At 62.1% G+C, this 26,848-nt stretch carries 22 protein-coding genes; 13 read left to right on the plus strand and 9 right to left on the minus strand.

Features of this window, described 5'->3' with window-relative positions:
- Window positions 1–37: 37 nt before the first annotated feature.
- The gene (gene pobA, locus JFU57_RS00405) at window positions 38–1,222 is read left to right on the plus strand and encodes a 4-hydroxybenzoate 3-monooxygenase (RefSeq protein WP_178102974.1); all 1,185 of its coding nucleotides are present in this window, start codon (window positions 38–40) and stop codon (window positions 1,220–1,222) included.
- Between the two features lie 140 nt (window positions 1,223–1,362).
- Window positions 1,363–2,817, plus strand: a complete 1,455-nt coding sequence (locus JFU57_RS00410) for an MDR family MFS transporter (RefSeq protein WP_421548802.1) — start codon at window positions 1,363–1,365, stop codon at window positions 2,815–2,817.
- A gap of 21 nt (window positions 2,818–2,838) precedes the next feature.
- Here the strand turns inward: JFU57_RS00410 and JFU57_RS00415 are convergent, their stop codons facing one another.
- The 4 genes from JFU57_RS00415 to JFU57_RS00430 all read right to left on the minus strand — a co-directional run bounded on the left by JFU57_RS00415 (window position 2,839) and on the right by JFU57_RS00430 (window position 6,739).
- Complete coding sequence (locus JFU57_RS00415) at window positions 2,839–3,684, minus strand: cache domain-containing protein (protein WP_078471900.1); 846 nt, start codon at window positions 3,682–3,684, stop codon at window positions 2,839–2,841.
- Window positions 3,685–3,808: 124 nt separating this feature from the next.
- On the minus strand, window positions 3,809–4,648 hold the full coding sequence (locus JFU57_RS00420; RefSeq protein WP_201127594.1) for an ATPase: 840 nt from the start codon (window positions 4,646–4,648) through the stop codon (window positions 3,809–3,811).
- Window positions 4,649–4,753: 105 nt separating this feature from the next.
- Entirely contained in the window at window positions 4,754–5,746 is a 993-nt protein-coding gene (locus JFU57_RS00425) for an NAD-dependent epimerase/dehydratase family protein (RefSeq protein ID WP_201127595.1), read from the minus strand.
- Window positions 5,747–5,839: 93 nt separating this feature from the next.
- The gene (locus JFU57_RS00430; protein WP_201127596.1) at window positions 5,840–6,739 is read right to left on the minus strand and encodes a LysR family transcriptional regulator ArgP; all 900 of its coding nucleotides are present in this window, start codon (window positions 6,737–6,739) and stop codon (window positions 5,840–5,842) included.
- A 96-nt stretch (window positions 6,740–6,835) separates the two neighbouring features.
- Between JFU57_RS00430 and JFU57_RS00435 the strand changes: the two genes are divergently transcribed.
- The 10 genes from JFU57_RS00435 to JFU57_RS00480 all read left to right on the plus strand — a co-directional run bounded on the left by JFU57_RS00435 (window position 6,836) and on the right by JFU57_RS00480 (window position 20,606).
- Window positions 6,836–7,237 carry an ACT domain-containing protein gene (locus JFU57_RS00435; protein WP_201127598.1) on the plus strand — a complete coding sequence of 134 codons (402 nt, stop codon included), beginning with the start codon at window positions 6,836–6,838 and terminating at the stop codon, window positions 7,235–7,237.
- 5 nt (window positions 7,238–7,242) lie between these two features.
- Window positions 7,243–7,845 (plus strand): LysE/ArgO family amino acid transporter, encoded by a 603-nt coding sequence (locus tag JFU57_RS00440; RefSeq protein ID WP_020298615.1) that lies wholly within the window; start codon window positions 7,243–7,245, stop codon window positions 7,843–7,845.
- Window positions 7,846–8,021: 176 nt separating this feature from the next.
- Window positions 8,022–8,618: a superoxide dismutase gene (locus tag JFU57_RS00445; RefSeq protein WP_078471905.1), complete on the plus strand. Its 597-nt coding sequence runs from the start codon at window positions 8,022–8,024 to the stop codon at window positions 8,616–8,618.
- Window positions 8,619–8,922: 304 nt separating this feature from the next.
- Window positions 8,923–10,974, plus strand: coding sequence for a putative bifunctional diguanylate cyclase/phosphodiesterase (locus JFU57_RS00450; protein ID WP_020298613.1), 2,052 nt, complete (start codon window positions 8,923–8,925; stop codon window positions 10,972–10,974).
- Between the two features lie 160 nt (window positions 10,975–11,134).
- The gene (locus JFU57_RS00455; RefSeq protein ID WP_078471907.1) at window positions 11,135–12,478 is read left to right on the plus strand and encodes an imelysin family protein; all 1,344 of its coding nucleotides are present in this window, start codon (window positions 11,135–11,137) and stop codon (window positions 12,476–12,478) included.
- A gap of 178 nt (window positions 12,479–12,656) precedes the next feature.
- Window positions 12,657–14,084, plus strand: coding sequence for a di-heme oxidoreductase family protein (locus JFU57_RS00460; RefSeq protein ID WP_201127600.1), 1,428 nt, complete (start codon window positions 12,657–12,659; stop codon window positions 14,082–14,084).
- Between the two features lie 31 nt (window positions 14,085–14,115).
- Window positions 14,116–15,180 (plus strand): imelysin family protein, encoded by a 1,065-nt coding sequence (locus JFU57_RS00465; RefSeq protein ID WP_201127602.1) that lies wholly within the window; start codon window positions 14,116–14,118, stop codon window positions 15,178–15,180.
- A gap of 2 nt (window positions 15,181–15,182) precedes the next feature.
- Window positions 15,183–16,280 carry a DUF1513 domain-containing protein gene (locus JFU57_RS00470; protein WP_201127604.1) on the plus strand — a complete coding sequence of 366 codons (1,098 nt, stop codon included), beginning with the start codon at window positions 15,183–15,185 and terminating at the stop codon, window positions 16,278–16,280.
- A gap of 137 nt (window positions 16,281–16,417) precedes the next feature.
- Window positions 16,418–17,569: an efflux RND transporter periplasmic adaptor subunit gene (locus JFU57_RS00475; protein ID WP_078471911.1), complete on the plus strand. Its 1,152-nt coding sequence runs from the start codon at window positions 16,418–16,420 to the stop codon at window positions 17,567–17,569.
- Window positions 17,570–17,582: 13 nt separating this feature from the next.
- Window positions 17,583–20,606 carry a multidrug efflux RND transporter permease subunit gene (locus tag JFU57_RS00480; protein ID WP_201127606.1) on the plus strand — a complete coding sequence of 1,008 codons (3,024 nt, stop codon included), beginning with the start codon at window positions 17,583–17,585 and terminating at the stop codon, window positions 20,604–20,606.
- A gap of 58 nt (window positions 20,607–20,664) precedes the next feature.
- Here the strand turns inward: JFU57_RS00480 and JFU57_RS00485 are convergent, their stop codons facing one another.
- From JFU57_RS00485 to colR, 5 genes are all read right to left on the minus strand, one after another.
- Entirely contained in the window at window positions 20,665–20,892 is a 228-nt protein-coding gene (locus JFU57_RS00485) for a hypothetical protein (protein ID WP_020298606.1), read from the minus strand.
- A gap of 2 nt (window positions 20,893–20,894) precedes the next feature.
- Window positions 20,895–21,608, minus strand: a complete 714-nt coding sequence (locus JFU57_RS00490) for a lipopolysaccharide kinase InaA family protein (RefSeq protein WP_078471913.1) — start codon at window positions 21,606–21,608, stop codon at window positions 20,895–20,897.
- A 4-nt stretch (window positions 21,609–21,612) separates the two neighbouring features.
- A complete protein-coding gene (locus JFU57_RS00495) occupies window positions 21,613–22,293 on the minus strand; it encodes a class I SAM-dependent methyltransferase (protein WP_078472052.1) in 681 nt (226 codons plus the stop codon).
- 199 nt (window positions 22,294–22,492) lie between these two features.
- Window positions 22,493–23,773: a sensor histidine kinase gene (locus JFU57_RS00500; RefSeq protein ID WP_201127608.1), complete on the minus strand. Its 1,281-nt coding sequence runs from the start codon at window positions 23,771–23,773 to the stop codon at window positions 22,493–22,495.
- Entirely contained in the window at window positions 23,763–24,446 is a 684-nt protein-coding gene (gene colR / locus JFU57_RS00505; protein ID WP_020298602.1) for a two-component system response regulator ColR, read from the minus strand. The genes JFU57_RS00500 and colR overlap by 11 nt, the downstream gene beginning before the upstream one ends.
- Before the next feature lie 205 nt (window positions 24,447–24,651).
- Between colR and JFU57_RS00510 the strand changes: the two genes are divergently transcribed.
- On the plus strand, window positions 24,652–26,601 hold the full coding sequence (locus JFU57_RS00510; protein ID WP_201127610.1) for an LTA synthase family protein: 1,950 nt from the start codon (window positions 24,652–24,654) through the stop codon (window positions 26,599–26,601).
- Window positions 26,602–26,848 lie beyond the last annotated feature (247 nt).

A 26,848-nucleotide genomic window follows, 5' to 3' on the forward strand; every position in this document is an offset into this window, starting at 1 on the left:
CGGCTGAAGCTTGCGAGTCATAAAAACAATGAAAACCCTGAAAACCCAAGTCGCCATCATCGGCGCCGGCCCCTCCGGCCTGCTGCTCGGCCAACTGTTGCACAACGCCGGCATCGACACAGTGATCGTTGAACGCCAAGACCCGGACTACGTCCTGGGTCGCATTCGCGCAGGCGTCCTGGAACAAGGCATGGTCGATCTGCTGCGCCAGGCCGGCGTCAGCCAGCGCATGGACGCCGAAGGCCTGGTGCATGGCGGCTTCGAGCTGGCGTTCGACGGTCGCCAGGTGGCCATCGACCTGCACGCCCTGACCGGCGGCAAGAACGTGATGATCTACGGCCAGACCGAGGTCACCCGCGACCTGATGCAGGCACGCGAAGCCGCCGGCGCGGTGACCCTTTATCAAGCCCGCGACGTGCAGCCCCATGGCATGAAAAGCGAGCAACCCTACCTGACCTTCGAACACGACGGCGAAGCGGTGCGCCTGGAGTGCGACTACATCGCCGGCTGCGACGGCTTCCACGGTGTGGCGCGGCAATCGATTCCCGCTGAATCGCTGAACATTTTCGAGCGGGTCTATCCCTTCGGCTGGCTGGGCATCCTGGCCGATACCCCGCCGGTCCACGAAGAGCTGGTGTACGCCCGGCACGCTCGCGGCTTCGCCCTGTGCAGCATGCGCTCGACCACCCGCACCCGTTATTACCTGCAAGTGCCGGCCGATGAACAGGTCGAGAACTGGTCCGACCAACGCTTCTGGGACGAACTCAAGAACCGCCTGCCAGCCGCCCTGGCCGAGCGCCTGGTGACCGGCCCGTCGATCGAGAAAAGCATCGCACCGCTGCGCAGCTTCGTGGTCGAACCCATGCAGTACGGGCACATGTTCCTGGTGGGCGATGCCGCGCACATCGTGCCGCCAACGGGCGCCAAGGGCTTGAACCTGGCGGCCAGCGACGTCAGCACACTGTTCAACATCCTGCTCAAGGTCTACCGCGAGCAACGCACCGACCTCTTGGAGAAATACTCGGAAATCTGCCTGCGCCGGGTATGGAAAGCCGAACGTTTCTCCTGGTGGATGACCTCGATGCTGCACCAGTTTCCCGATGCCGACGCGTTCAGCCAGCGCATTACCGAAGCAGAGCTGGATTATTTCGTCAGCTCCGAAGCGGGACGAAAAACCATTGCGGAAAATTACGTTGGCCTTCCTTACGAGGCTATCGAGTAGGAGGCTATCGAGTACACTAGCGCTCATTCCCGCTAGCCTTGCACCCTGCGGGTCCATTACTGCCCGCAGGTTTTTTCGTGACCCAGCTTCCCCCGCCCGGCCAGGCCACCCCGGCCATACGCAGTGTGCTGATCGCCCTGATGCTGGCGATTTTCCTTGGCGCACTGGACCAGACCATCGTCGCTGTTTCCATGCCGGCCATTTCCGCGCAGTTCAAGGATGTCAGCCTGCTGGCGTGGGTCATTTCCGGCTACATGGTGGCCATGACCGTGGCCGTGCCGATCTACGGCAAGCTCGGCGACCTCTATGGCCGACGCAAACTGATGCTGTTCGGCATGGGCCTGTTTACCCTGGCCTCGCTGTTCTGCGGCATGGCGCAAAGCATGGAACAACTGGTGCTGGCGCGGATTTTCCAGGGCATCGGCGCCGGTGGGATGATTTCGGTGAGCCAGGCGATCATCGGCGATATCGTTCCCCCCCGTGAGCGCGGGCGCTACCAGGGTTACTTCAGCGGCATGTATGCGGTGGCCAGCGTCGCCGGGCCGGTGCTCGGCGGCTACATGACCGAGTACCTGTCCTGGCGCTGGGTGTTCCTGATCAACCTGCCCCTGGGCCTGGGTGCCTGGCTGGTGGCCCATCGCACCCTGGTCGGGCTGCCACTGCCGCAACGCAAACCGATCATCGATTACCTCGGCACGCTATTGATGATCATCGGCCTGACCGCCCTGCTGCTGGGCATCACCGAGATCGGCCAGGGCCACGCCTGGCGCAGCAACCAGGTCCTTGGCCTGCTCGGTATCGCCGTGGTCGCCCTGGCGCTGTTTGTCTGGCACGAGCGCAGGGCCCGCGAGCCATTGCTGCCGATGCATCTGTTCGCCAACCGCAACGCGGTGCTGTGCTGGTGCACGATCTTTTTCAACAACTTCCAGGCCATTTCCCTGATTGTGCTGATGCCGCTGCGGTTCCAGAGTGTCACCGGCGCCGGGGCCGACAGCGCTGCGCTGCACCTGCTGCCACTGGCCATGGGCTTGCCGATGGGGGCTTATTGCGCCGGGCGCCGGACCTCGGTGACCGGGCGCTACAAACCGATGATCCTCGGCGGCGCGCTATTGATGCCGATCGCGATCCTCGGCATGGCCTTCAGCCCGCCCCAGGCGGTGCTGCTGAGCAGCCTGTTCATGTTGTTGTGCGGGATTGCCGGTGGCATGCAGTTCCCCACCTCGCTGGTGGGCACCCAGAATGCGGTGGAGCAACGGGACATAGGCGTGGCCACCAGCACCACCAACCTGTTCCGTTCCCTCGGCGGAGCTGTCGGGGTGGCACTGATGTCGGCGCTGCTGCTGACCTTGCTGCAACACTCCAGCCTGGTTCACCTGTCGGGCGCAGCACTGCTGGTCGAAGGCAGCTCGGGCAACGCCTTGCTCGACAGTCTGAATGCTGCGCCCGGTCCTGCGCAGGACGCCTTGCGCGCCGAGTTGCTGCTGACCTTCCGCCATCTGCTGATGGTCAGCGCGGCGGTGTCGCTGCTGGGGCTGGCAGCGGCGCTGGCCATGCCCAACATGCTCCTGCGCGGCCGCGAAGACGCCGTGCGCTAGGCCGCGCCAGGGTTCAGGGTCTCACGGACTGTAATAACCGACCGCCACCAGCAGGTCGCCGACCTTGCGCAGGTACGCGTGTTTGTCTTCGACCTTGCCGGTTACCGGGTTTTTCCAGCGGTACTCATATTCCCCCTGATCCTGCTTGGCCATCAGGGCCAGGATCGGCTCGCCCACCGGCTTGCCCTCGGGGTCGCGGATCTTGCCAAAGTCGGTATTGATCAAGCGCAGGTTGGTGCCGTGGGCCACGTAGCGATGGGTCTTGAGGTCGACGACAAAGACATACAGGTCGTCCTGCAGAAAACCGCCCTTGAGTGAGTTGATGGCGTTGAGGGTCTGTTTCTGATCGCTGCCAAGCGCGGTGGCCGCCTTGTCCAGCAGCGCCCTGGCCTGATCGGCCGACGCCCGGGGCAGGTAATAGCCGACCGCCAGAATGCGCTCGCCGACTCGTTGGAAAAACACCCGCTTGCGCTCGACCTTGCCATCGGCCCAGTTCTGCCAGCGGTACTCGGCTTCCTGGACGCCCTCGCTCGGGGTCTTGAGCACATCCTTGAAGGCTTTTTTCAGGTCCGGGCCAAGCACCTCGGACACATCACGACCGATCAGCGCCGCCGATGGGCCTCCGCTGGCGAGCATCACGCCGTGGGTGTCGACCACGAACACATAGCGGTCCTTGTCGACAAAATCGCCCTGACGGCTGAACGCGGCAAACGCCTTGTCACCCTGCTGCTGATAATAAGCCACGGCTTTTTCCAGCAAGGCCCTGGCCGCTGCTCCTTCATCTGCGTCTGGTGCGGCCGCCAGGGCGACACTGCCAAAGAGCATCAACAAACCGTACAGCCAGGAACCTTTCAGCAAAGCCTTCATTGCCCATCCCTCGTTCTTGTTGGTGTTTCAAGAGCGTAGACGGCAACGGGCTATGGTCGAGTATTCAGTCAACGGGGGGCAGGAGGAGCCTTCCCACGCCGGGCGCAGGAAGGCTGGGGTTCGATCAGGGACGGGCGCTGATCTGCTGTTGCAGGTTCTGGATCTGGCTTTGCAGGGTGTTGATGTTGCGCGTGACCTGACCCCGGAAGGCGTCGAACTCAGCGGTATTGGTCGCCCCTTGTGCCGGTGCCGGATGGTTATCCTGCTGGCTCTTGAGCACGATCATGTCCTGCTCCAGGCGCTCCACGGCGGCGCTCGGGTTGCCCTGTTTTTTCAGTGCAGCGACGTCAGCCGCCAGGCTCTTGAGCTGAGCATCGAGCTTGCTGGCATCGCCCTGGCCGCCCTTGAGGGTCGCCAACTCGGCGCTCAAGGCTTTGACCTGAGCCTGCAACTGGGTGTTGGCGGTCTGCTGTTCGGTGGTCTGGGCGCTCATCTGGGCCAGGCGTTTGTCGAGGTCGGTGGCTTGTCCGGCGACGCCTTGCTGCTGCTTGCCTTGATCCAGCAACTTGCTTTCGAGCTGCTTGATCTGCAGCTTCAACGCCTCGCTGTCGCTGTTGACGTTGGACTGGCTGGCCACCACCTTGCCGGAAATATCCTGCAAACGCCCCGCCGCCTCCTCACTGATGCGGGCAAAGCTTTCCTGGGTTGCCACCAGTTGCTGCTCCATCAGCGAAATCTGCTGGAAACTCCACCAGGCCAGGCCGATAAAGGCAAAGAACAATGCCCCGACCAGCGCCCACAGTGGCCCGGTGCTCGGCCCCTTGACCTTGACCACCGGCGTACTGCGCGAATGCACGGCGGTGCGCTCGCGGGCAGCGGTGGTAGTCGGGAAATCATCGTCATCGAGAGGGTCGGCGCGCAGGCTGGGAACATCATCGAAGTCGTCGTTGGCATCGTTACGCATGGGTCAACCTTTGTGAACCGCAGTAATGGCTGGGTGAGCGAGTATAAACCGCTAATTCGCCGCACTGATCGACCCCGAAGTGCAAACTCGGTTCAGTGTTTGTTTTCAGCGTATGTCCTGAGCCTTCCACCAACCGCAGAATTCGTCGAGGGCGGTCCACAGGCTGACCTTGGGCTCGTAGTCCAGATAATGCCGGGCCCGGCTGATGTCGAGGGTGAAGTTCTTGTTCATCACCTGCATGCCCAGGCGCGACAGGGTCGGCTCGGGGCGGCCGGGCCACAGCTTGCACGCCCCCTCATTGAGCGCCGCCAGGCTGTAGGCCAGGCCGTAGGAGCGGTAGCGCGTGACCTGCGGCACTTCCATCTGGCGCATCACATAGTTGATGACATCCCACACCGGCACCGGGGCGCCGTTACTGATGTTGTAGGCCTTGCCCAGGGCCGAGCCGGCAGCCAGCAGACTGCTGAACAGGGCTTCATTGAGGTTTTGCACGCTGGTGAAGTCGACCTTGTTCAGGCCATTGCCGACAATCGCCAGCCGCCCCTTGCGCTGCATCTTCAACAGTCGCGGAAAAATGCTCATGTCCCCGGCGCCGGTGACGAAGCGCGGGCGCAGTGCCAGGACTTCCAGCCCGAACTCCTGGGCGCCGAAGACTTTCTGCTCGGCCAGGTACTTGGTTGCGGCATAGGGATGCTTGAAGCGCTTGGGCACTTGTTCTTCGGTCAGGCCCAGGTGGTCGCGGCCGTCGAAGTAGATCGACGGCGACGACAGGTGCACCAGGCGCCGCACATTTTGCTTGAGGCAGGCCTCGACCACGTTTTCGGTGACCAGCACATTGCCCTGGTGGAAGTCCTGATAACGCCCCCACAAACCCACCGCGCCGGCGCAGTGGACCACCGCGTCGACATCACGGCACAGGTTGCGTACCAGGCCGGCATCGCTCAAGTCGCCCTGGATGAACTCGGCCCCGCGGCGCAGCAAATGCTCGACCGCTTCGGCCCGGCGCCCGTTGACCCGTACATCCAGGCCTTGCTCAAGGGCGAACCGCGCAAAGCGCCCGCCAATGAAGCCGCTTGCGCCGGTGACCAGAATTTTCATGACTTCTCCTAGAAATGCAGTGCGCGCTTCAAGCCACGGGCTGCACGTTAAATCTTCACGCAAGCACATCACGTGTCGCTTGCAGCTTGACGCTTACGGCTGCACCCAGGGCACCAACCATTGCGCAGAGGAACGCGCCAGATGCTCGGTCAGCAACCCCAGCAATTGCCCGCCATTGCGCCAATGATGCCAGTACAGCGGCACATCGATCGGCTTATCTGGCAGCAGCTCAAGCAATTGGCCGCGTGCCAGCTGTTCGCGCACTTGCAGTTCCGGCACCAGGCCCCAGCCCAGGCCAGCCTCCGTAAGACGGATAAACCCCTCCGAAGACGGGCACAAATGGTGCTCGAACCCGCCATTGACCCCGAGCGACGCCAGGTAGCGATGCTGCAGAAAGTCATCCGGGCCGAACACCAATGCCGGGGTGCGGGCCAATTGCTCGGCGCGCACGCCCTCGGGGAAATGGCGCTGGATAAAGGCCGGGCTGGCCAGGGCGCGATAACGCATGGCGCCCAACAGCAGGCTGCGCGCACCGGCCACCGGCCGCTCGCTGGCACAGACACAAGCCGCCACTTCCCCGGCGCGCATGCGCTTGAGGCCGACGGTCTGGTCTTCGACCACCAGGTCCAGCAGCAGGTGCTGTTCAGCACAGAAATCCCCCACCGCCTCGGCCCACCAGGTGGCCAGGCTGTCGGCATTGAGGGCGATGCGCAGGCGCTCCGGCAGGCCTTCTTCATCCAGCGCCGGCACCAGGCTCTGCAGGTCGCGTTCGAGCAGACGCACCTGCTGCACATGGTTGAGCAGGCGCCGGCCGATCTCCGTCGGCGCCGGCGGCGTGGCTCGTACCAGCACCGGCTGCCCGACCCGAGCCTCCAGCAATTTGATGCGCTGGGAGATGGCCGATTGCGACAGTCCCAGCACCTGGGCCGCGCGTTCGAACCCCGCCTGCTCGACCACGGCGGCCAGGGCCGAGAGCAATTTGTAGTCGAACATCAGTTTTCCTAATGAGCGATCAGTAATATTGGTTTTTCTTATACAACCTTGAACCGGAGAATAGCCAGCATGCCTCTTCGATCAAGGACTTCTTTCATGGCCGGTGAAACCACCCTCGCCACGTTGCTGCGCAGCATGAGCCCGCAGCTCAATGCCGGCGAATACGTATTCTGCTGCATTGCCGACGCCAGCCAGCTTCAGGGCTGTGAAGCGGTGGGCAGCTTTCGCGAACAGGAAGGCCTGACCGTCATTCTCGAACGCGCCCAGGCCGAACGACTGGGCCTTGGCTTCGACTATGTCGCCGCCTGGATCACCCTCAACGTGCATTCGGCATTACAGGCCGTCGGCCTGACCGCCGCCTTCTCCGGCGCCCTGGGCCAGGCCGGTATCAGTTGCAACGTGATGGCCGGCTATTACCACGACCACCTGTTTGTCGGCCTGGAAGATGCCAAGCGGGCCATGGATGTATTGCAGCAACTGACCGCGGGCCAGGAGTAAGGACTATGTGGCAAAGCTATATCAACGGCCTGCTGGTCGCCGCGGGGCTGATCATGGCGATCGGCACCCAGAACGCCTTTGTCTTGGCGCAGAGCCTGCGGCGCGAGCATCACCTGCCGGTGGCGGCGCTGTGCGTGACCTGCGATGCGTTACTGGTTGCGGCCGGCGTCTTCGGCCTGGCCACTGTGCTGGCCCAGAACCCGACCCTGCTGGCCGTGGCGCGCTGGGGCGGCGCGGTGTTCCTGATTTGGTACGGCAGCCAGGCCCTGCGCCGCGCCTGCTCGAAACAAAGCCTGCAACAGGGCGAAAACCAGGCCGTACGCTCCCTGCGCGCAGTGCTGCTCAGTGCCCTGGCGGTGACCCTGCTCAACCCCCATGTCTACCTCGACACGGTGCTGCTGATCGGCTCCCTAGGGGCGCAGCAAACTGAGCCTGGGGCCTACGTGGTCGGTGCCGCCAGTGCCTCGCTGCTGTGGTTTTTCACCCTCGCCCTGGGCGCGGCATGGCTCGCTCCGTGGCTCGCGCGGCCGAGCACCTGGCGGATTCTCGACCTGCTGGTGGCGGTCATGATGTTCAGCGTCGCGTGGCAATTGATCAGCGCCGGCTGACTTATTCCAAAAGGCTCTGGAACCTCTATCCCACACAGTTGTTGCGTGGTTTTGCCGCACCCCCGGTGCTATGATCCAGCCCCTGCGCCGCAAAGAGTACAAACTCCCCGGCGCTTGTTTGGCCGCCCGTGATCGGCCTTGCGCTCACCGCAACTGACCTGATTAGGAGAATCATCATGGCTTTCGAATTGCCGCCGCTGCCCTACGCACACGATGCCCTGCAGCCGCACATCTCCAAGGAAACCTTGGAATTCCACCACGACAAGCACCACAACACCTACGTCGTGAACCTGAACAACCTGGTGCCAGGCACCGAGTTCGAAGGCAAGACCCTGGAAGAAATTGTCAAGACTTCCTCGGGCGGTATCTTCAACAACGCCGCTCAGGTCTGGAACCACACTTTCTACTGGAACTGCCTGGCGCCAAACGCCGGCGGCCAACCTACCGGCGCCCTGGCTGAAGCCATCAACGCGGCTTTCGGTTCGTTTGACAAGTTCAAAGAAGAATTCACCAAGACTTCCGTCGGCACCTTCGGTTCCGGTTGGGGCTGGCTGGTGAAAAAGGCTGACGGTTCCCTGGCCCTGGCCAGCACCATCGGCGCCGGCAACCCGCTGACCAGCGGCGACACCCCGCTGCTGACCTGCGATGTCTGGGAACACGCTTACTACATCGATTACCGCAACGTGCGTCCAAAGTACGTCGAAGCGTTCTGGAACCTGGTCAACTGGAAATTCGTCGCTGAGCAATTCGAAGGCAAGAACTTCGTTGCCTAAGCGCGTTTTGCAGTAGAAAAAAGCCCGGCATTGCCGGGCTTTTTTCGTCCGTAGCCTGGGATATGTCTTGCCCCAAAGCGATGGCGCGCTAACATCTACTCAGTAAAAAATATGACCTGCCCCTCAAGTTGCAGGGCCTCGCTACCGACACATTATCAATGGGCCAAAATGCTCCTAATCAGTGCATTCCGGCCAAGCCTACCGGCGAAATATCCTGAGCACGATTGTCTCTTTGACTGCCAACACGGGATTGCCAATACTCATGGCAACTTGACGCTACGCGCACGGAACAAGGAATAGCCCTTTGAAGCTGGAACTCAAAAACAGCTTGTCGGTGAAGTTGCTCCGGGTTGTGCTGCTGTCGGCACTGATCGTGGGCGTAGTCTTGAGCTGCGCGCAAATTGTCTTCGATGCCTACAAGACTCGGCAGGCGGTAGCCAACGATGCCCAGCGCATTCTCGACATGTTTCGCGACCCATCGACCCAGGCGGTCTACAGCCTGGACCGGGAAATGGGGATGCAGGTCATTGAAGGGCTGTTTCAGGACGATGCCGTGCGCATGGCCTCCATCGGCCATCCCAACGAAACCATGCTCGCGGAAAAAAGCCGTGAGCTGCAGCAATCCCCCAGTCGCTGGCTCACCGACCTGATCCTCGGCCAGGAGCGCACCTTTACCACGCAGTTGGTGGGTCGCGGCCCCTACAGCGAATATTACGGCGACCTGAGCATCACCCTCGACACCGCCACCTACGGCAAGGGCTTCATTGTCAGTTCGGTGATCATTTTCATTTCCGGCGTCCTGCGTGCCCTGGCCATGGGCCTGGTGCTGTACCTGGTGTATCACTGGCTGCTGACCAAGCCGCTGTCGCGCATCATCGAGCACCTGACCACCATCAACCCGGACCGTCCCAGCGAACACCAGATTCCACTGCTCAAGGGCCACGAGAAAAACGAACTGGGAATCTGGATCAACACCGCCAACCAGTTGCTGGCCTCCATCGAACGCAACACCCACCTGCGCCACGAAGCGGAAAACAGCCTGTTGCGCATGGCCCAATACGACTTCCTGACCGGCCTGCCCAACCGCCAGCAATTGCAGCAGCAACTGGACAAGATCCTGGTGGACGCCGGGCGCCTGCAACGCCGAGTCGCGGTGCTGTGTGTCGGCCTGGATGACTTCAAGGGCATCAACGAACAGTTCAGCTACCAGACCGGCGACCAGTTGCTGCTGGCCCTGGCCGACCGCCTGCGTGGCCACAGTGGTCGCCTCGGCGCCCTCGCTCGCCTGGGCGGCGACCAGTTCGCCCTGGTCCAGGCCGATATCGAACAACCCTATGAAGCCGCGGAACTGGCCCAGAGCATCCTCGACGATCTGGAAGCGGCATTCGCCCTCGATCATCAGGAAATACGCCTGCGCGCCACCATCGGCATCACCCTGTTTCCCGAAGACGGCGACAGCACCGAGAAGCTGCTGCAAAAAGCCGAGCAGACCATGACCCTGGCCAAGACTCGGTCGCGCAACCGTTATCAGTTCTATATCGCCAGCGTCGACAGCGAGATGCGCCGCCGTCGCGAGCTGGAAAAAGACCTGCGCGAAGCCCTGGTGCGCGAACAGTTCTATCTGGTCTATCAACCGCAGATCAGCTACCGCGATCACCGCGTGGTCGGGGTCGAGGCATTGATTCGCTGGCAGCACCCGGAGCACGGCCTGGTGCCACCGGACCTGTTCATTCCTCTGGCCGAACAGAATGGCACCATCATCGCCATCGGCGAATGGGTGCTGGACCAGGCCTGCCGGCAACTGCGCGAGTGGCACGACATGGGTTTCAGCGACCTGCGCATGGCGGTCAATCTGTCCACGGTACAACTGCACCACGCCGAGCTGCCGCGGGTGGTCAACAACCTGCTGCAGATCTATCGCCTGCCACCGCGCAGCCTGGAGCTGGAAGTGACCGAGACCGGCCTGATGGAAGACATCAGCACCGCCGCCCAGCATCTGCTAAGCCTGCGCCGCTCCGGCGCGCTGATCGCCATCGACGACTTCGGCACCGGCTACTCCTCATTGAGCTATCTCAAGAGCCTGCCGCTGGACAAGATCAAGATCGACAAGAGCTTCGTTCAGGACCTGCTGGATGACGATGACGATGCAACCATCGTGCGGGCGATCATCCAGTTGGGTAAAAGCCTGGGCATGCAGGTGATTGCCGAGGGTGTGGAAACCGCCGAGCAAGAGGCCTACATCATCTCCGAAGGCTGCCATGAAGGTCAGGGCTATCACTACAGCAAACCCCTGCCGGCCCGGGAGTTGAGCGCCTACCTGAAACAAGCCCAGCGCAGCAACGCGGCGATCCTCTGAGCGGGCAACCGCGCAACGGGGCTTGATCCAGCGCAACCGTCCCGCGAATAAGAAATATTTCCAAGAGCAACCCTTTACACATAATGCAAATCTTTCGCATTATGTGGCAGTTTTGCGCGCCCCCGCGCCTGTCCACCCCTCTCGAAGCAGGATGTTCGCCATGATTCGTATGCCTCTGGCTACCGCCAGTCTGTTGGCCATCGCTATTTCCCTCGCCGGTTGTGGCGAAGGCAAAGACAAGGCCGCCGCGCCTCAAGCGCCGACCCCAGCCACCAGCACTGCCACTCCTGCGGCAGACGCCAGCGCCGGCAAGGTCGACGAAGCCGCAGCCAAGGCCGTTGTCGCGCACTACGCCGACCTGGTCTTCGCCGTGTTCAGCGATGCCGAATCCACCGCGAAGAACCTGCAAACCGCAGTCGACGCCTTCCTCGCCAAGCCGAACGCCGACACCCTGGCCGCCGCCAAGACTGCCTGGATCGCCGCCCGCGTGCCTTACACCCAGAGCGAAGTGTTCCGCTTCGGCAACACCATCATCGACGACTGGGAAGGTCAGGTGAACGCCTGGCCCCTGGACGAAGGCCTGATCGACTACGTCGACAAGAGCTATGAGCACGCGCTGGGCAACCCGGGCGCCACCGCCAACATCATCGCCAACACTGAAGTCCAGGTCGGCGAAGACAAGGTCGACGTGAAAGACATCACTCCGGAAAAACTCGCCAGCCTCAATGAGCTGGGCGGTTCCGAAGCCAACGTCGCCACCGGCTACCACGCCATCGAATTCCTGCTCTGGGGCCAGGACCTCAACGGCACCGGTCCAGGCGCCGGCAATCGCCCAGCCTCGGACTACCTGGAAGGCGCCGGCGCCACCGGTGGCCACAACGATCGTCGTCGTGCCTACCTCAAGGCCGTAACCGACCTGCTGGTCAGCGACCTCGAAGAAATGGTCGGCAACTGGAAGCCGAACGTGGCCGACAACTACCGCGCCACCCTGGAGGCAGAACCGGCTGAAACCGGCCTGCGCAAAATGCTCTTCGGCATGGGCAGCCTGTCCCTCGGCGAACTGGCGGGCGAGCGCATGAAGGTTTCCCTGGAAGCCAACTCCCCTGAAGACGAGCAGGACTGCTTCAGCGACAACACCCACAACTCGCACTTCTACAACGCCAAGGGCATCCGCAACGTCTACCTGGGCGAGTACACCCGCACCGACGGTACCAAGCTGACCGGCGCCAGCCTGTCTTCCCTGGTGGCAAAAGCCGACCCTGCCGCCGACACCGCGCTCAAGGCCGACCTGGCCGACACCGAAGCCAAGATCCAGCTGATGGTCGATCACGCCAACAAAGGCGAGCACTACGACCAACTGATCGCGGCCGGCAACGACGCGGGCAACAAGATTGTGCGCGACGCCATCGCCGCCCTGGTCAAGCAGACCGGTTCGATCGAACAGGCCGCCGGCAAACTGGGGATCAGCGACCTGAACCCGGACAACGCCGATCACGAGTTCTGATCCGCACTGCATAAAAAAGGCGACCTTCGGGTCGCCTTTTTGTTGCCTGCCCCACGCAATGGCTGGCAGACCCCGCCCAGCTTGTCCTGGGTCAAACCAAACGATAATTCCTCTTATTCAAATTTCGTCGCCCTGTTAGACTTTGCGCCCTTGTTTTGCTCGTCTTGCAGGATGTCCGATGCCCTTGTCGCTGCTTCGCTGGTCTGCGCTATTCATGGCCCTGAGCCTGAGTGCCTGCGATGACGCCCCGCGTTTCACCAAGGCCGAACCTGGCGAAGCCCGCTCAGGCGGCGCGGCCACGGTACGCAAGACCGATCAGAACGCCTTCTCCCTGCCCTCGGCCAACCTGTCGCCCACGCGGCGCCTGGACTTCAGCGTCGGCAACAGCTTTTTCCGCAGCCCCTGGGTGATCGCTCCGTCCACCACCACGGCCCGCGATGGTCTTGGCCCGCTGTTCAACACCAACGCTTGCCAGAACTGCCACATCAAGGACGGCCGCGGCCATCCGCCCACGCCAGATGCCGCCAACGCGGTGTCGATGCTGGTGCGCCTGTCGATCCCCAACGACCCGGCCTACGCCAAGCTCATCGAACAGGTCGGTATCGTGCCGGAGCCGGTGTATGGCGGGCAGTTCCAGGACATGGCCATCCCCGGCGTGGCCCCGGAAGGCAAAGTGCGCGTGGAGTACGACCCGGTCAGTGTGCGGTTCAAGGACGGCACCGAGGTCGAGTTGCGCAAGCCAAGGTTGCTGCTGACTCAGTTGGGCTATGGGCCGATGCACCCGGACACCCGGTTCTCGGCCCGCGTGGCACCACCGATGATCGGCCTCGGCCTGCTGGAGGCCATCCCCGAGGCGGCGATCCTGGCCAATGCCCAAGCCCAGGCCAGCGCCAAAAACGGCATCGCCGGCCGCCCCAATCAGGTCTGGGACGATGCCCTGCACAAAACCGTGCTCGGGCGTTTTGGCTGGAAAGCCGGGCAACCCAACCTCAATCAACAAAATGTTCACGCGTTTTCTGGTGATATGGGCCTGACCACCAGCCTGAGACCGTTCGATGACTGCACCGACAACCAGACCGCCTGCAAACAAGCCCCCACTGGCAACGGCCCCGACGGTGAGCCGGAAGTCAGCGACAACATCCTGCGCCTGGTGCTGTTCTACAGCCGCAACCTGGCCGTTCCGGCCCGCCGCGATGTCGGCTCGCCGCAGGTCCTGGCCGGCAAGAATCTGTTCTTCCAGGCCGGTTGCCAGTCCTGTCACACCCCCAGCTACACCACGGCGGCCAATGCCGCCGAGCCCGAACTGGCCAACCAGGTGATCCGCCCCTACAGCGACTTGCTGCTGCATGACATGGGCGAAGGCCTGGCCGACCACCGTACCGAGTTTCTGGCCGGCGGCCGGGACTGGCGTACACCGCCACTGTGGGGCGTCGGCCTGACGCAGACGGTCAGCGGTCACACCCAGTTCCTGCATGACGGCCGCGCCCGCAACCTGCTCGAAGCCGTGCTCTGGCATGGCGGCGAAGCCCAAGCGGCGCAGCAACAGGTTTTATCTTTCAATGCCGAACAGCGTGCAGCGTTGCTGGCATTCCTGAATTCTCTATAAGCTTTTCTCCATTAAAAAAGGGAGCCCGACCATGTTTCGTCCCAAATTGCTGTTTACCAGCCTTGCCGCCCTCGCCCTCGGCGCCTGCTCGCCGCAGGACCCGCAGGCCGTGACCTCCGCAGCCATCGCCAAGCAGGTGATCCTGCCGACCTACAGCCGTTGGGTCGAGGCCGATCGTCAACTGGCGGTCAGCGCCCTGGCGTTCTGCGAAGGCAAGGAAAACCTCGACACCGCCCGTGCCGACTTCCTCCACGCGCAAAAAGCCTGGGCCGAGTTGCAACCGCTGCTGATCGGGCCGCTGGCCGAGGGCAATCGCTCGTGGCAGGTGCAGTTCTGGCCGGACAAGAAAAACCTGGTGGGGCGCCAGGTCGAGCAACTGGTCACCGCCAACCCGCAGATCGATGCGGCGGCGCTGGCCAAGTCCAGCGTGGTAGTACAAGGCCTGTCGGCCTATGAGTACATCCTGTTCGACAGCAAGATCGACATGGCCAACAGCGAGCAGAAAGCCCGCTACTGCCCTTTGCTGACCGCCATCGGCGAACGTCAGAAAACCCTGGCCGAAGAGATCCTGTCGAGCTGGAACAGCAACGACGGCATGCTGGCGCAGATGAGCAAGTTCCCCAACCAGCGCTACGCCGATTCCCATGAAGCGATCGCCGATCTGCTGCGTGTCCAGGTCACGGCCCTGGACACGTTGAAGAAAAAACTCGGCACGCCGATGGGCCGCCAGAGCAAGGGCATCCCTCAGCCGTTCCAGGCTGATGCCTGGCGCAGCCAGTCGTCCCTGCAGAGCCTGGAAGCCAGCCTGAGCGCGGCGCAGACGGTCTGGGCCGGGGTCGACAACAAGGGCCTGCGTGGCCTGCTGCCGGCTGAGCAAAAGCTGCTGGCCGACAAGATCGATGCCGCCTACGCCGCGTCCCTGAAACTGTTCGCCAGCAGCCAGCGTTCCCTCAGCGAAATGCTCAGCGACGATGCCGGCCGCCAGCAACTCAACGATATCTACGACAGCCTCAACGTGGTCCACCGCCTGCACGAAGGCGAACTGGCCAAGGCGCTGGGCATCCAACTGGGCTTCAACGCCAACGACGGTGACTGATCATGCTGCGACGTCAGGCCGTGGCGCTCGGCAGCCTGCTGCTGAGCGCGGTCACCCTGGGCGGCTGGAAGCTGTTCAAGCAACAGAATCAAAGCCCTTTGCTGCTGTCGGCCAGAGATGATGGCGACGGTCAGCATTATGCGGTCGGCTACCGCCTGGATGGCCAGCAAGTGTTCGCCACCCAGGTCGGCCAGCGCTGCCACGACATCATCAATCACCCGACGTTGCCGATGGCGCTGTTCGTGGCCCGGCGCCCGGGCACCGAGAGTTACCTGATCGACCTGCGTGACGGCCGTCTGCTGCAGACCCTGAGCTCGCAGCCGAACCGGCACTTCTACGGCCATGCGGTGATCCATCACAGCGGCGACTGGCTGTACGCCACCGAAAACGACACCACCGATCCCGGTCGTGGCCTGCTGGGCCTGTACCGATTCGAGCGGGAGCGACTGGTGCACAGTGGCGAGATTTCGACCCACGGCATCGGTCCGCACCAGGTGTCGTGGATGCCCGATGGCGAAACCCTGGTGGTGGCCAACGGCGGCATCCGCACCGAGGCCGAGAGCCGGGTTGAAATGAACCTCAACGCCATGGAGCCGAGCCTGGTACTGATGCGCCGCGACGGCACCCTGCTGAGCAAGGAAACCCTGGCCCAGCAGATGAACAGCGTGCGCCACCTGGGTATCGCCAGCGACGGCACCATCGTCGCCGGCCAGCAGTTCATGGGCGCCGCCCACGAGTCCTCCGAGCTGTTGGCGATCAAGCGTCCCGGGCAGCCCTTCGTCGCCTTCCCAGTGGCCGAGGAACAACTGCAAGCCATGGGGCATTACACCGCCAGCGTCGCAGTACACAGTGATTTGCGCCTGGTGGCCCTCACCGCGCCCCGGGGCAACCGCTTTTTTATCTGGGACCTGGACAGCGGCGAACTGCGCCTGGATGCGCCCCTGCCGGACTGCGCCGGAGTCGGTGCGGTCGCCGACGGCTTTGTCGTGACCTCGGGCCAGGGCCGTTGTCGCTTTTACGACTGCCGCCAGAAACAACTTGTGGCAAAACCCCTGGAGCTGCCCGCAGGCCTCTGGGATAACCATTTGCATCTGATCTAGCCGCTCCCCCCTTCGCCGCCCCTGGCGAAGGGGCTCCAGTTGAATGGATTGTCATCTGGAAGCCCCCGAAAAGACGGAGTAATGTGCCCGGCTATCCACGCTTTTTATTCCCGGCTTTTTGTCCAAGGAAACGGAATATGCTGCGCCGCCGCATGCTGATCATGTTGGGTATCGTCCTGTTAATCGTGCTGCTGCTGGCGGGCTACAAAGCCTTCTCCATCTACCGGCAGATTCAGGTGTTCTCGGCCCCACCGCCGCCGATCAGCGTCGCCGTGGCCACCGCCAGCGAGCGCCCCTGGCAAAACCGCCTGCCCACTGTCGGCACCCTCAAGGCCTTGCAGGGCGTCAACCTGAGCCTGGAAATCGCCGGCACCGTCAAAGACCTGCAGTTCGAGTCAGGGCAACAGGTCAAGGCCGGGCAAGCGCTGCTGCAACTCGACAGCGCAGTGGAAAGCGCCCTGCTGGAAACCGCCCAGGCCGACCTCGGGCTAGCCCAGCTGGATTTCGGTCGCGGCAGCCAACTGGTTGGCAGCCAGGCCATTTCCAAAGGCGAATTCGACCGACTTTCGGCGCAGTTGCAAAAGAACAAAGCCACGGTCAATCAGCTGAAAGCTGCGCTGGCCAAGAAACGCATGCTCGCGCCCTTCAGCGGCACCATCGGCATCCGCCAGGTGGACATTGGCGACTACCTGGCCAGCGGCACGGTGATCGCTACCCTGCAGGACCTGAGCAGCCTCTACGTCGACTTCTACATTCCGGAACAGTCGGTGCCGAAAGTCGCCCTGGGCCAGCCGGTGCAGATCAGCGTCGCGGCCTACCCCGGGGAACAGGTCGAAGGCAAAATCAGCGCCATCAACCCCAAGGTCGAGAACAGCACGCGCAACGTGCTGGTCCGCGCCACCCTGGCCAACCCGGGAGGCAAGCTGCTGCCGGGGATGTTCGCCAACCTGCAAGTGCTGCTGCCGGATCCACAGGCAAAAATCGTGGTCCCGGAAAGCGCCATCGCCTACACCCTCTACGGCAATTCGCTGTACGTGGTGGCCCACAGGAAAGCGGCGGACGGCAGCGAGGAAAAAGACCCTCAGGGCCAGCCGATCCTGATCGCCGAGCGGCGCTACGTCGAAACCGGCGAACGTCGGGACGGCCTGGTGCTGATCAACAAGGGCGTGGCCAAGGGCGAGCAGGTGGTCAGCGCCGGGCAGATCAAGCTGGACAACGGCGCGCACATTGCCATCAGCCCGGACAAGCTGCTGCCCGATCATCAGAACAGCCAGCCACGTACTGACTGATCAAGGAATCACCATGGCTTTTACCGACCCGTTCATTCGTCGCCCGGTGCTCGCCACCGTGGTCAGCCTGCTGATTGTGCTGCTGGGCTTCCAGGCCTGGAGCAAGTTGCCCCTGCGCCAATACCCGCAGATGGAAAACGCCCTGATCACGGTGACCACGGCCTACCCCGGCGCCAACGCCGAGACCATCCAGGGCTATATCACCCAGCCGCTGCAACAGAGCCTGGCCAGTGCTGAAGGCATCGACTACATGACCTCGGTCAGCCGCCAGAACTTCTCGGTGATTTCGATTTACGCGCGCATCGGCTCCAACAGCGACCGCTTGTTCACAGAACTGTTGGCCAAGGCCAATGAGGTCAAGAACCAACTGCCGCAAGACGCCGAAGACCCGGTCCTGAGCCGGGAGGCCGCCGACGCCTCGGCGCTGATGTACATTAGCTTCTTCAGCAAGGAGCTGAATAACCCGCAGATCACTGACTATCTGTCGCGGGTCATCCAACCGAAGCTGGCGACCCTGCCGGGCATGGCCGAGGCCGAGATCCTTGGCAACCAGGTGTTCGCCATGCGCCTGTGGCTGGACCCGGTCAAGCTGGCCGGCTACGGCCTGAGCGCCAGTGACGTGACCGATGCCGTGCGCCGCTACAACTTCCTGTCGGCGGCCGGCGAGGTCAAGGGCGAGTACGTGGTGACCAGCATCAACGCCAACACCGAGCTCAAATCCGCCGAAGCCTTTGCCGCGATTCCGCTGAAAGTCGACGGTGACAGCCGGGTCCTGCTCAGCGACGTGGCACGGGTGGAAATGGGCGCGGAGAACTACAACGCCATCAGCTCTTTCGCCGGTACGCCTTCGGTCTACATCGGCATCAAGGCGACTCCCGGCGCCAACCCGCTGGATGTGATCAGGGAAGTGCGCAAGCTCATGCCCGAGCTGGAGTCCCAACTGCCGCCCAACCTCAAGGTCGAGATTGCCTACGACGCCACGCTGTTTATCCAGGCCTCGATCAACGAGGTGCTCAAGACCCTGTTCGAAGCCGTGCTGATCGTGATTGTGGTGGTGTTCCTGTTTCTCGGCGCCCTGCGCTCGGTGGTGATCCCGGTGGTCACCATCCCGCTGTCGATGATCGGCGTGATGTTTTTCATGCAATTGATGGGCTACTCGATCAACCTCTTGACCCTGCTGGCCATGGTATTGGCCATCGGCCTGGTGGTGGACGATGCGATTGTGGTGGTGGAGAACATCCACCGGCATATCGAAGAGGGCAAGACACCGCTGGACGCAGCCATCGAGGGCGCCCGGGAAATCGCCTTGCCGGTGGTTTCGATGACCATCACCCTGGCCGCGGTGTATGCGCCGATCGGGTTCCTGACGGGGCTGACCGGAGCGCTGTTCAAGGAGTTCGCCCTGACCCTGGCCGGGGCGGTGGTGATTTCCGGAGTGGTGGCCCTGACCCTGTCGCCGATGATGTGCGCGCTGTTGCTGCGCCACGATGCAAACCCCAGTGGCCTGTCCCACCGTCTCGACCAGATATTCGAGGGCCTCAAGCGCCGCTACCAGCGCATGCTTCACGGCACCCTCAACACCCGGCCGGTGGTGCTGGTGTTCGCGTTGATCGTGCTGTGCCTGATTCCGCTGCTGCTCAAGTTCACCAAGTCGGAGCTGGCCCCGGACGAGGACCAGGGGATCATTTTCATGATGGCCTCGGCCCCACAACCAGCCAACCTGGACTACCTCAACGCCTACACCGATGAGTTCATCACGATCTTCAAGGAGTTCCCCGAGTACTACTCATCGTTCCAGATCAACGGCTTCAACGGCGTGCAGTCAGGGATCGGCGGCTTCCTGCTCAAGCCCTGGAGCGAGCGCAGCCGGACCCAGATGCAAATCCTGCCGGAGGTTCAGGGCAAGTTGAGCTCCATCGCCGGGCTGCAGGTGTTTGGCTTCAACCTGCCGTCCCTGCCGGGCACCGGGGAGGGCCTGCCCTTCGCGTTCATCATCAACACCCCCAATGACTACGAGTCGTTGCTGCAAGTGGCCGAGCGCATCAAGAAACGCACCATGGAGTCCGGCAAATTCGCGTTCGTCGACCTCGATCTGGCCTTCGACAAACCGGAAGTGGTGGTCGATATCGACCGCGCCAAGGCGGCGCAGATGGGGGTTTCAATGCAGGATCTGGGCAGCACCCTGGCCACCTTGCTGGGGGAGGCGGAAATCAACCGTTTCACCATCGACGGCCGCAGCTACAAGGTGATCGCCCAGGTCGAGCGGGCCTACCGCGACAACCCCGAATGGTTGAACAACTATTACGTGAAAAATACCCAGGGCCAGGCGTTGCCGCTGTCGACCCTGATCACCGTCACTGACCGCGCACGTCCCCGGCAGTTGAATCAGTTCCAGCAACTCAACGCGGCCACCATGTCCGGCGTGCCCATCGTCAGCATGGGCGAGGCGATCGAGACCGTGCGTCAGATTGCCCGGGAGGAAGCACCGGCGGGTTACGCCTTCGACTATGCCGGTGCCTCCCGCCAGTTTGTGCAGGAAGGCAGCGCGCTCTGGGTCACCTTTGGCCTGGCACTGGCGATTATTTTCCTGGTGCTGGCCGCGCAGTTCGAGAGCTTTCGCGATCCGCTGGTGATTCTGGTGACCGTGCCGCTGTCGATCTGCGGGGCGTTGATCCCGCTGTTTCTCGGCTGGTCGAGCATGAACATCTATACCCAGGTCGGACTGGTGACCCTGATCGGGCTGATCACCAAGCACGGGATCCTGATCGTTGAATTCGCCAACCAACTGCGCAAGGACAAAGGCCTGACCCCACGGGAGGCAGTTGAAGAAGCCGCCGCCATACGCCTGCGGCCGGTGCTGATGACCACCGCGGCCATGGTCTTTGGCATGGTGCCCTTGATCCTGGCCACCGGTGCGGGGGCCGTCAGCCGTTTTGACATCGGCACCGTGATCGCCACCGGCATGTCAATCGGTACCCTGTTCACCCTCTTCGTATTGCCGTGCATCTACACCTTACTGGCCAAGCCGGAAAGATAAGCGCCAACACAGTAAAAGGCCTCGCAATGCGAGGCCTTTCAAGTGGGCTTGCTGCTCTTCAACTTTGCGGCCTCATTCCCTGAGTCATGCCGAACATGAACAACAACAGATCATGGTCGGGCTTGACCACCGCAGAGGCTTTGGCCACTCGTGGCAAAGGGCAATGCGCATCGCTGTGCATTGCACTGAGCACTTGCGTACGCGGCTGCTCCCAGGCAGCCACGGCCAGTGAGGCGACCACCAGGGCGCCTACCAGAAACAAACCTCGTGCAACTTCTAGCTTCATCGCTATAAACCTTTGATAGCGCTGCCAAACGCCGTCTTGTAAAAGTAGTAGAGTTTGTCCCAGTCCGTGGCATTCCACGACGAATGGCGACGCAGTTGTTTCATGTCATGGGCCGCCGCTCGTTGACGGGACAGGCGTTGCCGACACTTCTCGAAATCCAGCAGCGCCACCTCGACCTCGGCCGACGCCCCGCTCCCGGTGACCTTGACGAACACATGCTTGGCATACAGGCAACCGTGCTGCCAACGCCCCTGATGCATGCGCGCCAGGGTCTGGGCCAATTCCTTGAGCAAACGATCATGCAGCGCTTCGTCGTGACGCTCACGCTCGCCCGCGGCATACCAGTTTTCCACTTCAACAAAGCCCTCGAGCGCCGCGGTGACCAACAGCGCCCGCCACTGGTGCTCGGGATCACGTTGCGCACCACAGAACACCAGCTCCGGCACCCGCACGTCCAACAGACGCAAGCCCTTGAGGGCGGTCTCCTCACGCAACACAGTGGGGCGACCAAAGGGGTGCAGCCAACTGCGATAAATATGCCCGGTCTGACGTTTTACATAGAGCAAACGGCCGTTGATGCCCGAAACCCGCTGCACACCGCTTTCCCCGCCTCGACGTCGATTGGGCTCTTCAACCCATTCGCCGTGTTGATTCCAAAAATAATCGAAGCGATCTGCGTGCGCGACGTCCATTTCCGATGCACATTCAACAGCCATCCTGTTACCTCTTACGTAGTACGTAAACCCGCCACATAGCGTAGAGCGGGAAAAAATCCAGACGATCCTGGACGCGAAAACCTGCCTGTTCAAATTCTTGTTCTACCGTGGCCGCAGGTAACACAAACCGGTTCTGGTAACCCTGCTCCCCGTTTTCCTCGAGCCGCTGGCGCTCCATGCGCTTGCGTTTCCAGGCCTTGAAATTACCGTCAACCCAGAGTGAAACGATGACGCTATCGCGGGTAACCCGCTGAAACTCCTGCAACAAGGCGACCCTATGCGCCGACTCACCAATGTGGTGTAGCAGACGCATTGAAAAAATGCTGTCGACTGCGTTATCTGGCAGATCGATGGCAAATGCAGAGGTCTGCAAGGGTTGTACCCGTTTTACCACCTCACCCGGTTGGGCCACGGTGGCTATCTTCAACATGGATGCGGAATTATCAGCACCAATGATCACGCGGTTGGCTTTTTCCGCCAGCAATGGCCAGAAGCGCCCGGCTCCACACGGCAAATCGAGCACCAGCCCCGGCTCACCGGCCAGGGCCAGAGCGGCACGGGCCAACTGCTCATCACGCCGATGGGACAATTTGCGCGCAAGACCGTTCTGGTGCTTGAGCAAATAGTCCTGGGCATGCTGATCGTCGTACTTTTCGGAAAATTCCAGCTTGATCGGGGTCGCCATCATCAAAGTCTCCTGCAACTGATGGCGCCACTTTAGGTAGCGGACTGTCAGCGTCAGGTCATGCCTTTGTGAAAACTTTGTCCCGTCCACGGCGAAAATATTACAGATTTTTACAGCTTATCCGAGGTGGCATGGGGCCACATGGCAGCAGATAAACGGCAAAGAGCAATGCCCCGGAGAACCGGGGCATAGGGAGGGTTCAGGCTTTGGCCTGGTTCAAATCCACCTGAAAGCGGCAACCGTTCGGGGTCATGGTGCTCAAGGTCACGGTCCAGCCCTGGTTTTCGCAGATCCGTTGCACCAGCGACAAGCCCAGGCCCAGGCCTTCGCCGCGCTTCTCATCGCCGCGGACAAAGGGCTCGAACATCGCTTCGCGCTTCTCCTCCGGGATACCGACACCGCTGTCTTCGACCACAAAACCCTGAGGCTGCAAGGTGAGGCGGATGTAGCCCTGCTCGGTGTAGTGCAACGCGTTGCGCAGCAGGTTACCCATCACCGCGTGCAGGAAGGTCGCGTTATAGCGGGTGTCCAGGGGTTGTCCGGGTTCGAAGATGAACTCGATGCCCTTATCGCGGATCGGCCCGCTCCAGAGCCCGATCAAATCATCGGCCACCTGGCTCAGCGTCAACTGCGGCGACATGCTCGCATCTTCACGCTGGGCCCGCGCCAGCATCAGGAACGTCTGCACCAGCTCGCGCATTTCCTCGCAGGCACGGGCGATGCGTTCGACCTGGGCGCGACCGCGCTGGTCGATGCAGGGGTTTTCCAGCAACAACTCGCAGGAGCTGGCCAGCACCATCAGCGGCGTGCGCAGCTCATGGCTGACATCGCTGGTAAACAGCCGTTCGCGACTCAGGGCCTGGCGCAAGCGGCCCAGGGTGGCGTCGAACGCCACCGCCAGCTCGCCGACTTCATCCGCCGCGTAGTCGGGCGCCAGCGGCGGGGCCAGGCCCAGCAGTTGATCGCGATGGCGGACCTGACGCGCCAGGCGCACCACCGGAGCCATGACGCGTCGCGCCAGGATCCAGCCAAGAAACACCGCCAGCGCCAGGCTGAGGACAAACCCCACCAGCACCACAGCGAACAGCACCCGCTCGCGCTCTTCGAAATCACTTTGGTCCTGCAGCAGGACATAGCGCCGTCCGTCGACGACCTCGACCATGGCGTGGTACGACAGCTGCTCGCGAAATACCTCATGGAACCCGGGATCCAGATGGCGCAGATCCTTGGGCAATTCGAAATCACCACGGCCGCCACTGTAGTAAAACAGCTGGTCCGGCTCCGGGCGATGGCTCCAGTCACTGACGTTGTCCATCAGCAACAGCCGCTGCAGATCGCCCCCCAGCCCTGCGGAAATCAGTTTTTCCTCGACCAGGTGCACAGTGGCAACGATGCCCATGGCGAAGGCGCCCGCCACCAGCGCACTCATCAGGGCAAAGGCAATGATGATCCGCTGGGCAAGGCTTTGCTTAAACTCCATCTCGCCCCTCGGCCAGGCGATAACCGACGCCGTGCACAGTGTGCAGCAGGGGTTTGGCAAACGGCTTGTCGATCACCTGCCGCAACTGGTGCACATGGCTGCGCAGACTGTCGCTGTCAGGGCAGTCATCGCCCCACAGCGCTTCCTCGAGAATCTCGCGCCGCAGCACATGGGGGCTTTTCTGCATCAGGACCGCAAGCAGCTTCAGCCCCACCGGGTTGAGCTTGAGCAAACGCCCCTCACGGGTGACCTCCAGGGTGTCCAGGTCATAGCTCAGGTCACCGACCTGCAACGCGCGGCGCCCGCCGCCCTGGGCCCGGCGCATCACGGCTTCGATACGCGCGGCCAGCTCGGACAAGGCAAAAGGCTTGACCAGGTAGTCGTCGGCCCCGGACTTGAAGCCCAGCAATCGGTCATCCAATTGATCGCGGGCAGTGAGCATGATCACCGGGGTGTCGCGCCGGGCGTCTTCGCGCAGGCGCTTGCACAGGGTGTAGCCATCGATACCGGGCAGCATGATGTCGAGCACGATCAGGTCGTAATGCTCGGTGGCGGCCAGATGCAAACCTGACAAACCGTCCTGCGCACAGTCGACGGTGTAGCCCTTGAGCCCCAGGTAATCGGCCAGATTGGCCAAAATATCGCGGTTGTCTTCAACCAATAAAATTCGCATCGGCACTTTCTCCACACGCTGTTACGGCCGTCTTGGCTCGCGCAGCTTACGGCCAAGCGCAGCTCAGAGCCAGAACTGCGCGTACACTGCCCAGACCGAGGTGCCGACGGAGCCCGGCGCTTAACAAGTTTTTCACTATCGGTTCACAACCTCTCTACAGTGTCGTCTCCACACTCCCCCCATTGAATAATAAGGAATGTTAACAATGGACCTGCTCAAGTCAGCGCCGTTGCGTTTTCTGCTGCTTCTGACCAGCTCCTGGCTGGTGATTTTCCTCCTGACCCGCAGCGTGTTGCTGATCACCCACCTGGACGAGGCCGGAAGCCATTTCCTGCCGCTGTTCGGGATCGGCGTGCTCTATGACCTGGGTTTTCTGGCCTACGCCGCGTTGCCCCTGGGCCTGTATCTGTTGCTGTGCCCGCCGGGCCTGTGGCGCCGCAAAGGCCATCGCTGGTTTCTCCAGGGCCTGCTGTGCATCAGCCTGTTCGCGATGCTGTTCACCGCCGTCGCGGAATGGTTGTTCTGGGATGAGTTCGGGGTGCGCTTCAACTTTATTGCCGTGGATTACCTGGTGTACTCCGACGAGGTGCTGAACAACCTCCTGGAGTCGTACCCGATCGGCACCTTGCTGAGCATTCTCGCGGTCCTGGCGATTGCACTGAGCCTGGCCCTGCGCAAACCGTTCAACGCGGCACTCGATGCACCGTTACCAGCACTGCGTGGACGCCTGGGCAGTGCACTGGGCCTGGCGCTGCTTGCCGGGGCCAGCCTGCAACTGCTCAGCCAGGACAGCCCCCGCGCCCAGGGTGGCAATGCCTATCAGAATGAACTGGCGAGCAACGGGCCCTATCAATTCTTTGCGGCATTTCGCAATAACGAACTCGACTATCCGCAGTTCTATCGCAGCCTGCCGGCGCCAATCGTGGCCCGCCAATTGCGCGACGAACTCAGCGAACCCAATGCGCGCTTTATCGGCAATGACCCACTGGATATCCGCCGAGTCATCGATAACCCGGGCACGCTGCGCAAAGCCAATATCATCCTGGTGACCATTGAAAGCTTCAGCGCCAAGTACATGGGCAGCAACGGCGACGAGCGCAACCTGACACCGAACCTCGACGCCCTGCGCAAACAGAGCCTGTACTTCAACAACTTCTACGCCACCGGAACCCGCACCGACCGGGGCCTGGAAGCCATCACCCTGGCCATCCCCCCCACCCCGGGGCGCTCGATCGTCAAGCGCGTCGGCCGTGAAAGCGGCTTCGCCAGCCTGGGCCAGCAACTCAGCGCCATCGGCTACGACAGCGTGTTCGTCTACGGTGGCCGTGGTTACTTCGACAACATGAACGCGTTCTTCGGCGGCAACGGCTATCGCGTGGTCGATCAGAGCAGCGTCGAAGAGTCGCAAATCCACTTCAAAAATGCCTGGGGCATGGCCGACGAAGACCTCTACCAGCAAACGCTCAAGCTGGCGGACGCCGACTATGAGAAGCAACAACCGTTTCTATTGCAGTTGATGACCACGTCCAACCACCGCCCCTACACCTACCCCGATGATCGGATCGATATCAAATCCGGCAAGGGCCGTGACGGCGCGGTGAAATACACGGACTACGCCATCGGCCAGTTCCTCGAGGCCGCGCGGCAAAAGCCCTGGTTCGACAACACCATTTTCGTGTTTGTCGCCGACCACACAGCGGGCAGCGCCGGCAAGGAAGACTTGCCGATCACCAACTACCAGATCCCGCTGTTCATCTATGGGCCAAAACTGATCGAAGCCCGGGAAACCGCGCAGCTGGCCAGCCAGATCGACCTGGCCCCAACCCTGCTCGGCCTGCTCAACCTGGACTATCAATCGACCTTCTTCGGCCGCAACTTGCTGCAGGACAACCCGCTGCCGCCTCGCGTGGTGGTCGGTAATTATCAGCACCTGGGGCTGTTCGATGGCCAGGATCTGGCTATCCTCAGCCCACGCCAGGGACTGCGTCGACATGACCAGGCGTTGGGCGACAGCCGTGAATCCCAGGCCGAGGCCAGCGACCCGCTGATTACCCGAGCCATCACCTATTACCAAGCCGCCAGCTATGGCTTCAAGCAACAGCTGCTGGGCTGGAAACCCGCGCCAAAAGCTTCGGTCGAGATCAGCGTGCGTTAAGCGAAAGGCCCCGGAGCCATCGCCCCGGGGCCTTTCAAGCATTGTGGATGCTGGCTTTCCTGCCCTCTCCTCCTGCCTCTCTCGCCTGCGCCCCATTTCACTACCTGGAAGTATCCTGCCACTTCACGCAGCACCGGCCCCTGCGCAGTGGCGCCAGTGATTCAGGGAGCACTCGCAAAGCGTTACAAGGCAGGCCTGCCAACAAGCAGGCATAAAAAAGCCCCGCCTGCTAAACGCAGGCGGGGCT

The organism is Pseudomonas sp. TH07 (assembly GCF_016651285.1).
Classification (GTDB): domain Bacteria; phylum Pseudomonadota; class Gammaproteobacteria; order Pseudomonadales; family Pseudomonadaceae; genus Aquipseudomonas.

Bases quoted from the DNA above. Each gene is read 5' to 3' on its own strand.
- JFU57_RS00410 (WP_421548802.1), top strand. From the start codon at position 1,363: ATGCTGGCGATTTTCCTTGGCGCACTGGACCAGACCATCGTCGCTGTT.
- JFU57_RS00415 (WP_078471900.1), bottom strand. From the start codon at position 3,684: ATGAAGGCTTTGCTGAAAGGTTCCTGGCTGTACGGTTTGTTGATGCTC.
- JFU57_RS00420 (WP_201127594.1), bottom strand. From the start codon at position 4,648: ATGCGTAACGATGCCAACGACGACTTCGATGATGTTCCCAGCCTGCGC.
- JFU57_RS00425 (WP_201127595.1), bottom strand. From the start codon at position 5,746: ATGAAAATTCTGGTCACCGGCGCAAGCGGCTTCATTGGCGGGCGCTTT.
- JFU57_RS00430 (WP_201127596.1), bottom strand. From the start codon at position 6,739: ATGTTCGACTACAAATTGCTCTCGGCCCTGGCCGCCGTGGTCGAGCAG.
- JFU57_RS00435 (WP_201127598.1), top strand. From the start codon at position 6,836: ATGGCCGGTGAAACCACCCTCGCCACGTTGCTGCGCAGCATGAGCCCG.
- JFU57_RS00440 (WP_020298615.1), top strand. From the start codon at position 7,243: ATGTGGCAAAGCTATATCAACGGCCTGCTGGTCGCCGCGGGGCTGATC.
- JFU57_RS00445 (WP_078471905.1), top strand. From the start codon at position 8,022: ATGGCTTTCGAATTGCCGCCGCTGCCCTACGCACACGATGCCCTGCAG.
- JFU57_RS00455 (WP_078471907.1), top strand. From the start codon at position 11,135: ATGATTCGTATGCCTCTGGCTACCGCCAGTCTGTTGGCCATCGCTATT.
- JFU57_RS00460 (WP_201127600.1), top strand. From the start codon at position 12,657: ATGCCCTTGTCGCTGCTTCGCTGGTCTGCGCTATTCATGGCCCTGAGC.
- JFU57_RS00465 (WP_201127602.1), top strand. From the start codon at position 14,116: ATGTTTCGTCCCAAATTGCTGTTTACCAGCCTTGCCGCCCTCGCCCTC.
- JFU57_RS00470 (WP_201127604.1), top strand. From the start codon at position 15,183: ATGCTGCGACGTCAGGCCGTGGCGCTCGGCAGCCTGCTGCTGAGCGCG.
- JFU57_RS00475 (WP_078471911.1), top strand. From the start codon at position 16,418: ATGCTGCGCCGCCGCATGCTGATCATGTTGGGTATCGTCCTGTTAATC.
- JFU57_RS00480 (WP_201127606.1), top strand. From the start codon at position 17,583: ATGGCTTTTACCGACCCGTTCATTCGTCGCCCGGTGCTCGCCACCGTG.
- JFU57_RS00485 (WP_020298606.1), bottom strand. From the start codon at position 20,892: ATGAAGCTAGAAGTTGCACGAGGTTTGTTTCTGGTAGGCGCCCTGGTG.
- JFU57_RS00490 (WP_078471913.1), bottom strand. From the start codon at position 21,608: ATGGCTGTTGAATGTGCATCGGAAATGGACGTCGCGCACGCAGATCGC.
- JFU57_RS00495 (WP_078472052.1), bottom strand. From the start codon at position 22,293: ATGGCGACCCCGATCAAGCTGGAATTTTCCGAAAAGTACGACGATCAG.
- JFU57_RS00500 (WP_201127608.1), bottom strand. From the start codon at position 23,773: ATGGAGTTTAAGCAAAGCCTTGCCCAGCGGATCATCATTGCCTTTGCC.
- colR (WP_020298602.1), bottom strand. From the start codon at position 24,446: ATGCGAATTTTATTGGTTGAAGACAACCGCGATATTTTGGCCAATCTG.
- JFU57_RS00510 (WP_201127610.1), top strand. From the start codon at position 24,652: ATGGACCTGCTCAAGTCAGCGCCGTTGCGTTTTCTGCTGCTTCTGACC.